7 protein-coding genes and 1 pseudogene are annotated in these 8,093 nt (G+C 73.8%); 4 read left to right on the top strand and 4 right to left on the bottom strand.

The features are described from left to right. Both ABZY91_RS40645 and ABZY91_RS40640 read left to right on the top strand, forming a co-directional pair. Positions 1-149: pseudogene (locus ABZY91_RS40645) on the top strand (ABC transporter permease); the annotation flags it as partial. A gap of 426 nt (positions 150-575) precedes the next feature. Then, the gene (locus tag ABZY91_RS40640; protein WP_355409109.1) at positions 576-1,781 is read left to right on the top strand and encodes a phosphotransferase; all 1,206 of its coding nucleotides are present in this window, start codon (positions 576-578) and stop codon (positions 1,779-1,781) included. 51 nt (positions 1,782-1,832) lie between these two features. Here the strand turns inward: ABZY91_RS40640 and ABZY91_RS40635 are convergent, their stop codons facing one another. Next, the gene (locus tag ABZY91_RS40635) at positions 1,833-3,077 is read right to left on the bottom strand and encodes a GDSL-type esterase/lipase family protein (RefSeq protein WP_355409107.1); all 1,245 of its coding nucleotides are present in this window, start codon (positions 3,075-3,077) and stop codon (positions 1,833-1,835) included. Between the two features lie 67 nt (positions 3,078-3,144). Next, positions 3,145-3,714, bottom strand: a complete 570-nt coding sequence (locus ABZY91_RS40630) for a TetR/AcrR family transcriptional regulator (RefSeq protein WP_355409105.1) — start codon at positions 3,712-3,714, stop codon at positions 3,145-3,147. 298 nt (positions 3,715-4,012) lie between these two features. Between ABZY91_RS40630 and ABZY91_RS40625 the strand changes: the two genes are divergently transcribed. Beyond that, positions 4,013-4,423: a hypothetical protein gene (locus tag ABZY91_RS40625; protein ID WP_355409103.1), complete on the top strand. Its 411-nt coding sequence runs from the start codon at positions 4,013-4,015 to the stop codon at positions 4,421-4,423. Positions 4,424-4,538: 115 nt separating this feature from the next. On the opposite strand, the gene galE is transcribed toward ABZY91_RS40625, so the two are convergent. Further along, positions 4,539-5,498, bottom strand: a complete 960-nt coding sequence (gene galE / locus ABZY91_RS40620; RefSeq protein ID WP_355409101.1) for a UDP-glucose 4-epimerase GalE — start codon at positions 5,496-5,498, stop codon at positions 4,539-4,541. 616 nt (positions 5,499-6,114) lie between these two features. After that, a complete protein-coding gene (locus ABZY91_RS40615; RefSeq protein ID WP_355409099.1) occupies positions 6,115-7,179 on the bottom strand; it encodes a Gfo/Idh/MocA family oxidoreductase in 1,065 nt (354 codons plus the stop codon). Positions 7,180-7,544: 365 nt separating this feature from the next. Between ABZY91_RS40615 and ABZY91_RS40610 the strand changes: the two genes are divergently transcribed. Beyond that, a complete protein-coding gene (locus tag ABZY91_RS40610) occupies positions 7,545-7,988 on the top strand; it encodes a hypothetical protein (protein WP_329883237.1) in 444 nt (147 codons plus the stop codon). Positions 7,989-8,093: the final 105 nt, after the last annotated feature.

Here is an 8,093-nt window from a genome sequence, read left to right as displayed (position 1 = left end):
CCTTCACCCCCGCCATCGAGACCCTGCGCGGACTGCTGCTCGGCAGCGAGATCGGCCACAACGGGTGGCTCGCCGTCGCCTGGTGCCTGGGCCTCACGGCGCTCGGCTACCGCTGGTCGAAGGCGGTGTTCGACCGGGACCCGGCGTAGCCGGGGCGACCTGCGCGGCAGGTTCCCCGTGGCTCGCCCCGGCTCCGGGGCGGCGGACCCCGACACCCCGTCGGAGCCCGCCGCCCCGTCCGCGTGCTCGGCCGGTGATCGAGCCGTCCCGCGAACGGGCGCGGCCGGGCGAGCGCTAGGGGCGTCGTGTCGCGACAACCGCCGAGCTGGAGGGTTGTTGTGAGCACTTCGGTGCCGCGGAGGGCGGGACGGGTGAGGTAGACCGTCCGGGCTTCTGCTCGTCCGGACGGTCGGCGAACCGGTCGGTCACAGCGCTAGGTTGTCCGCGTGACCGTGAAGGCGCGCTTCGGGGACCAGGAGCCGGTGATCGTCCGACCCGCCGCGTCCGCCGCCGCGAGCCGAGGAGAGTCGACATGTCGGGCGCCCTGCCCGCCCCGTAACCCGCTGAGGAGACGTGTGGAACCGAACCGTCGTGTCCGCCCCGACTGGGACGGACTGGTCGCCGCCGCCCGCGACGTCCGCCGGCTGTACGACGAGACCAACCGGCGGACGCTGGGCCGCACATGGGACCTGGCGGACTTCACCCTCGGGTTCGTCGGCGACGTCGGGGACCTCGCCAAGCTCGTCATGGCGTACCAGGGCCACCGTGCCGACGTCCCGGCCGACCGGGAGCGGATCGCCCACGAGCTGTCCGACTGCCTGTTCTCCCTGCTGGTGATCGCCGAGGAGACCGGCATCGACCTCGGCGCCGGATTCGCCGACGACATGACCGCCCTCGCCGCCCGCATCGGCGGCGGTGGCGCCGCGGACAGCCCCGCCCCCGAGCTGAGGGAGTTCGCCGAGGCCGCCGTCGGACGCATCGCCGCGTGGACGGACGCCTCCTGGGCACGGGCGGGCAGCCGGGTGTGGCGGGTCCACGGCCGGGACGGCGGTGAGTGGTTCGTCAAGGTCCATCGTGAGAGCCCGCGCTTCCACGACCGCGAGGTGGCCGCCTACCGGACCTGGGTCCCCCTCCTGGGTGGGGCGGCGCCACGCCTGGTGGCCGTCGCCCCCGCGTTGCGGGCCGTCGTCGTCACCGCGGTGCCCGGCCGCTCCCTGCACGGGGCCATGCACGGGCGCGAGGAGCAGCAGCGGGTCTTCCGCCGGATCGGGGAGCTCGCGGCGGCGATCCACGGGGCCGCGCCCGCCCGGCCCGGTGACGGGTCGCCGCGCGTCCTCGAACGACTGGAGCGGCACCTGGAAGGGGCCCGCGGCCACCTCGCTCCCGGCGACGAGGACCTCGCCCGCGCGGCCACCGCGAGGGCGGCCGAGCTCCCTCCCCTCGACGCGGTGCCGACCCACGGCGACCTCCAGTTCCGCAACCTCCTGTGGGAGCCGTCCGGGGACCTGTACGTGATCGACTTCGAGCGTGCCGAGCCGGGCCCGGCCGTCCGGGACTTCGTGCGGCTCGCCGACAGCTGGGCCGACCGCCCGGACCTCGCCGAGGCGCTCTTCGACGGCTACGGCCGGGACCTCACCGACACCGAGCAGGAGTACCTGGCCGTCCACTGCGTGCTGGACGCCGTCTCCGGGATCCAGTACGGCGCGGCGAACCACGATCCCGAACTCGTGGAACGCGGCCTGCGTACCCTCGCCCGGCTGCGCGCCACCCACCGGCCCTGACCGGCTCCGCCCCGCCCCGCCCCCGCAGGGCCTGGCACGGCACGGGCCGTGTCAGAGCCGGCCGCGCCGGGCGTCCGACCCGCCGTCCGGTACCGTCCGGGCGGCGGGTCGGACGCGCGGGGCGGCGAAGATCCCGCCGGGGCCGAAGACCAGCCGGCCGAAGTTGTCCGCGATGCGGCGGTGACCGGCGGCGTCGGGGTGGACCTCGTCGGGCAGCGGCAACTCGTCGTAGTCGGCCCGGCCGTAGAGGGTGCGGCCGTCGAGGTGGTGGAGGTGCGGGTCGTCCTCCGCACGCCGGGCGACGATGCGGGCCAGCTCCTCGCGGATGACGGTGAGGGTCAGGCGGCCGGCCGCGCGTTCGGCCGGGTCGCCCGTGGCCTTGAAGCGCAGGGTGCCGGTCGAGAAGTCCGGGGCCAGCGGGCCGGGGGTGTCCTCGTGGACCGGGCACAGGACGGGGGAGACGACCAGCAGCGGGGTGGTCGGGTGCCCCTCCCGGACGGTGTCGAGGAAGCCGTGGACGGCCGGGCCGAACGCGCGCAGCCGCATCGCGTCCGTGTTGACGATGTTGATGCCGATCTTGAGGCTGATCAGGTCGGCGGGGGTGTCACGGATCGCGCGGGCGGTGAACGGGTCCAGCAGGGCGCCGCCGCCGAAGCCGAGGTTGACCAGGTCGACGCCGCCCTCGGCAGCCGCCAGGGCGGTCCAGACGGAGGTGGGGCGGCCGGCGGTCGAGCCGTGGCTGATGGAGCTGCCGTGATGGACCCAGCGGCGGTGCCCGGTCGGCGGCGCGGGTTCGACCGGGGCGTCGGTGCGCAGGGCGATCAGCTCGGTGATCTCGTTGTGCGGCAACCAGATCTCGACGGTCTTGTCGCGGGCGGGAAGGCCGGTGAAGCGTGCCGTCCCGGGCGGGCCCCCGATCAGTTCGGCGGTGCCGGTGGCCAGGTCGGTCATCAGGGTGTGGCCCCCGGCGACGGTGGCCTGTGCGGTGAGCAGGCCGTCGACGACGAGGTCGTAGACGCCGTCGGGTGTGGCGGGCATGCCCGTGTAGGCGCGCTTGGTGGGCAGGGTGTCCAGCTCGACGGTGGTGGCCCTGGTACGGAAGGCCAGGCGCACGCCGGAGGGCTGGGCCTGTGCCGTCGCGAGCTGCTCGTCGGGGATCTGGAGGCGGGCCCGGGCGGGCAGCCGGTGCGGCAGCAGCCCGTGCGCCGTCCGTTCGAGGTCGAGGTGCCCGCGCAGCAGGTCGGCGGTGACGGGGGTGGTGGTCGGGGCGGCGGTCGGCGTGCTGTCGGTGCTCATGGTTCCTGGGGTTCCTGGGGTTCCGGTTCGGGGCGGCGGGCCGGTGGGGTCGGTACGGCCGGGGTGCTCAGCGGGTCGTCAGGGTCCGGAGCAGGGTGTCGAGGGAGTCGATGATCCAGTCCCAGGACACCTGGGGATCGACGGCGGTGTGGCTGAAGCCGCCGGCGGCCTCCAGGCTGACGTAGCCGTGGAAGACGCTGCCCAGCATGCGGACCGCGTGGGTCTGGTCCGGCTCGGCCAGGTCGTAGCCGCGCAGGATCGCCCGGGTCATCCGGGCGTGCCGCACCCCGGCGCCGGCGGCGGCCGTCTGCGGGTCGAGCCTGAACCGTGCGGCGTCGTACCGCCCGGGGTGCTGCCGGGCGTAGTCGCGGTAGGCGTCGGCGAAGGCTGCCAGGGCGTCCTTGCCGGCGCGTCCGGCGACCGCGTCGGCGGCGCGGTCGGCGAGCTCCTCCAGGGCGAACAGGGCGATCCGCGTCTTGAGGTCGTGGGAGTTGCGGACGTGCGAGTACAGGCTCGCGACCTTGACGTCGAAGCGTCGGGCGAGCTCGGAGACGGTGACGTGCTCGAAGCCGACCTCGTCGGCCAGCTCCGCCCCGGCGAGGGTCAGTCGCTCGGCGGTCAGTCCCACCCGGGCCATGAGGTTCACTCCGTTCGCCTTCGCCTCTCAGGCTTCTGCCTAAAGGCTTTAGGTTTTACCCTACACCTTCGCTGCGCCGCGCGGGTCGGGTTGTCGCCCGGGAGGGCGTGCGGGGCGGGCCCGTGGGAGGGGGCGGGAGGCTGGGCGAGGCGGGTCACTCTGCGTAGGGGAGGGCGCGATGCGCGCGACCGGGGGTGTGCGTAGGTAGGGGTCCGTGTTGAACACGTACCGATCCGCGCGGTGAGCTGGGGAGTGTCGCAGCGCCCGCCGCGGCCCGGAGATCAGGCAGGTGGAAGAGATGTTCGCAGTCGACCGGAGCAACGACACCGGGCAGGCGGCGCGAGTGGCGATCTACCTCCGTTCCTACCCCTTCGACGTGACGGGGATGGAGTGCCAGCGCCGCGCGCTGGAGGAGCTCGCGTTCGAGGCCGGGCTGCCCGAGCCGGTGACGTTCCTGGACAACGGGCTGCGGGTCGCCGACGGACTGCCCGCCCGGGACGCCCTGCTGCGGGCCGTCGCCGCAGGGCTGGTGGACACCCTGCTGGTCCCCGGGACGTATGTGTTCGGTCTGGGCGACGACGAGGCGGGGGCGGTGGCCGACGAGCTCGCACGGCACGGCTGCCGGCTGATCCAGCTGCCGTCCCGTCGCGCCCGCGGGCGTCGGGCGGAGCCGCCGGTCGGGCGCGGAAGCCTCACCCCGGCGGCCTGACGGGCGGGTGCCGGATCCACGGGCGCGCGAGCCGCGGGAGTCCGCCCGCACGCCCGCACGCCTGCACGCCCTCGCGTCAACGCGGCCGCGCGGCCGCGTCATGCCGGGCGGGCGTTCACCGGTGGCGCTCCAGGGTGAACTTCCAGGCGTCGGCGACGATGTCGTCCAGGTTCGGGCGGCGCGGGGTCCAGCCCAGCTCGCGGTGGGCACGCTCGGCGGAGGCCACCAGGACGGCCGGGTCGCCCGCGCGGCGGCCGGAGACCCGCACCGGGATCTCGCGGCCGGTCACGCGCTTGACCGACTCGATCACCTCGCGGACCGAGAAGCCGCTGCCGTTGCCGAGGTTGCAGATCAGGTGCTCGCCCGGCTTGGCCGCGTCCAGGGCGAGAAGGTGGGCGTCGGCGAGGTCGGCGACGTGGATGTAGTCGCGGATGCAGGTGCCGTCCGGGGTCGGGTAGTCGTCGCCGTACACCGCGATGTGCTCGCGCTGCCCGAGCGCCGCCTGGAACACCAGCGGGATCAGGTGCGACTCCGGGTCGTGCCGCTCGCCGTAGGCGCCGTACGCGCCGGCCACGTTGAAGTACCGCAGCGAGACGGCGGCCAGACCGTGGGCGACGGCCTCGCCGGTGATCAGGTGGTCGACGGCCAGCTTCGTGGCACCGTAGGTGCTGGTGGGCGTGGTGCGGGCGGTCTCGGCGATCGGCACGGACTCCGGCTCGCCGTAGGTCGCGGCGGTGGAGGAGAACACCAGCCTGCGCACACCGGCCGCGCGCATGGCGCTGATCAGCTCCAGCGAGCCGGCCACGTTGTTGCGCCAGTACTTCTCCGGGTCCGTGACGGACTCACCGACCTGCGAGGAGGCGGCCAGGTGCAGCACACCGTCGAAGGAACCGTCCAGGACCTTCCCGGCCTCCTGGATCCGGCCCTCGACGAACTCCGCACCGGACGGCACGCCCGCACGGAAGCCCGTGGAGAGATCGTCCAGGACGGTCACCTGGTGACCCGCCTCCAGCAGGTGGGCGGCCACCACGCTGCCGACATAGCCGGCGCCACCCGTGACCAGGTACCTGCTCATGACGAGACCTCCAGGGGGAAGGGTGGCATCCGGCCACCCCTGAGATAAACACAATCAAACAGAAAACATCACGATAAGACAAGGGTGGGTCGCATATTCGACCCATGAATCCCGAGGTCCGGTCGACCCCGGGCTCTCGGGGGCGGCCACCTCCGTACGACGGGCCGGCGGCTTCGGCATGCCGCGCGAAGTCGCCGGCCCCGAGGTCGCGGACTCCTCCGACCCTCACGGAGTTCCGCGCCCGCCCGTCACCGGAGCTCGGCCGCCGCCTCGTTGCGACGGCCGAGCACAGAATGCCCCGGACCGGGCGGAGCCATGAGGGGGCGCCGCCGGCTGGGGCAGTGCGGCGGCGCCACCGACACCCACCCCCGAGGGGCCGTGGCCCGTGGCGATGAGTGCACCACCATAGTTCAACATGATCTAACGTAAAGCAACATGTCGAGTGAGTGGGTTCTGTGGCCTGCCGTCAGAGTGGGGCCGGGCGGTCGGCGGCCCGCCCCGGCCCCGTCGTCGAGTGCCCTGTCCGGCCGCCGCACCGCACCCCGCTCCCGCGGGCGCACCGCTCTCGACCGCGAGTCGCATGCTCTGCTGGACGGGCCCGGTGCTCCGGGGCCGGTCACTCGCCGGGGAAGACGACCTCCAGGTCGCGGCGAACGTCGTCCAGGGCGTGCATGACGGCCAGTGACTCGGCGAGCGGCATCAGCTCGGACTCCAGCCGCCCGGCACTGATGCACCGGGCCGCTTCGGCGGCCTGGTAGCACAGGCCCCCGTCGCGCTGGGAGGGGACGAACGTGTCGAGCAGCCGGTTGTCCCGGCCGATGAGACGGACCCCGGCGGATCCGTAGAAGGGGCTGTCGATCTCCAGTCGGGCGTGCGTTCCCGAGATCGACGCCGTGGTCGGGGTACGGGCGAAGAGCGTCGTGTTCAACACGCCGTGTGCTCCGGACCCGGCGGTGACGACGATCGACGCCTGGCCGTCGACGCCGGTGAAGGTCTTCGTGCCCACCGCCGTGACCGAGGTGAGCGGCCCCAGCACCATCGAGGCGAAGGAGACCGGGTACACGCCGAGGTCGAGGAGCGCGCCGCCCGCCAGCTCGGGCGCGAAGAGGCGGTGCGCCGGGTCGGGGTCCATCCGCTGCCCGTGGTCGGCCATGACGGTGTGCACCTCACCGAGCAGCCCCGACGCGAGTGCCTGGCGGACCACGTCGATGTGCGGCAGGAAGCGCGTCCACATCGCCTCCATGAGGAACACCCCGCGCTTGCGGGCCGCTTCGATCAACTGCTCGGCCTCGCGGGCGTTGCGCGTGAACGCCTTCTCCACGAGGACGTGCTTGCCCGCCTCGATCGCCTGCATGGCGTGCTCGAAATGGCCCGAGTGCGGCGATGCCACGTAGACGATGTCGACCTGGCTGTCCTGGACGAGATCGGCGTAACTCCCGTAGGCCGCAGGGATGCCGAACCGGTCGGCGAAGGCGCGGGCACGCTCGGCGTCGCGCGAGCCGACCGCCACGACCTTCTGCCGGGTGTACTTCTGCAGCGCCTCCGTGAAGTAGCCCGCGATCCCGCCCGGGGCTATCACTCCCCAGTTCAGCGCCGGTGCTTCGAGAGGAGAGGGGGTCCGGGGTGCGGGCAGCACGGGGCCTGCCGTCTCGTCTGCGGTGGCCGACCGGTCCTGCGTCATGGGGTTCCTCTCGGTTGACAGGCGAAGGCGACGCGCAAGGGACCCGCGACGGAGTCCGGACCGCCTCCCCTCGCGCAATCGACTGCCCCACGGTACGCGCCGGCTGCCTCCGGGATCGCCGAGGCCGGACCGGTACGAGGACCGCCCGCACCCGGTCCGTGCGAACCGGACGCGCTGCTTGACAGCGCAGGTCACAGGTCTGAGACTCATCGCACCCGAATCGCCCGGGCCGGGACGGAACGGCGGTCGCTCCACGTCCGTTCCGGCCGACCGGACACCCCGGGCCTCCGTCCGCCCGGCAACCGCCGGACGGACGAGGTGCGAAGCGGCGGGGAACGGTCCCATGGCACCTGGGGTGATGAACCATGACGCGCAGCGAAGCACCCGACGGGGTGCCCAGGCCCAGGCCGGCCCGATCGTCCTCGGCCCGCTGGCCGGGTGCCGTGCGCCGCCCCGGCAGCCCGGAGTTCGAACAGTCGGCGAAGGACTGGCTGCTCGACCTCGCCCCGGCGCGGTGGCGTCACGAGGAGGTGTTCCACCGGAACCCGCTGGAGCTGGCCTGCATGCTCCGCCTCTACCTGGACGCCGAGGTGCTCGCCATGCAGGCCGGACTCAAGGCCCTGCGCACCGCCCTGATCGGTGTGCCGCGCCGCAGGGACGACGCCGAGACGATCGAGGCGTACGTCCGCGAGCAGGCCTGGGCGAGGGCCGTCCGCGAGCAGGTCAGGCTGATCGAGGACGCCCTGCACGTGGCGTGCGGGAGCACCGCCCGCAAGCGCGTCGCCTGGCGCATCGTCGGCGGTTCGTGAGCTTCGCGGACCGCCGGCCGAGCCCCGGACGGGCGCGGCCGAACGGAACGCCCGGGTGCTCCCTGCGAGGCCCGGCCGGGTCCGGGCCCGCGGCGGCCGGGCCGG

It is taken from the genome of Kitasatospora sp. NPDC002965, assembly GCF_040611255.1.
Taxonomy (GTDB): domain Bacteria; phylum Actinomycetota; class Actinomycetes; order Streptomycetales; family Streptomycetaceae; genus Kitasatospora.
The sequence above is the reverse complement of the archived record's forward strand: the minus strand, read 5'-3'. Positions and strand labels throughout refer to the sequence as shown.

Coding starts and splice junctions, on each gene's coding strand:
- ABZY91_RS40625 (WP_355409103.1), top strand. CDS start 4,013: ATGTTCGCAGTCGACCGGAGCAACGACACCGGGCAGGCGGCGCGAGTG.
- ABZY91_RS40630 (WP_355409105.1), bottom strand. CDS start 3,714: ATGGCCCGGGTGGGACTGACCGCCGAGCGACTGACCCTCGCCGGGGCG.
- galE (WP_355409101.1), bottom strand. CDS start 5,498: ATGAGCAGGTACCTGGTCACGGGTGGCGCCGGCTATGTCGGCAGCGTG.
- ABZY91_RS40635 (WP_355409107.1), bottom strand. CDS start 3,077: ATGAGCACCGACAGCACGCCGACCGCCGCCCCGACCACCACCCCCGTC.
- ABZY91_RS40615 (WP_355409099.1), bottom strand. CDS start 7,179: ATGACGCAGGACCGGTCGGCCACCGCAGACGAGACGGCAGGCCCCGTG.
- ABZY91_RS40610 (WP_329883237.1), top strand. CDS start 7,545: ATGACGCGCAGCGAAGCACCCGACGGGGTGCCCAGGCCCAGGCCGGCC.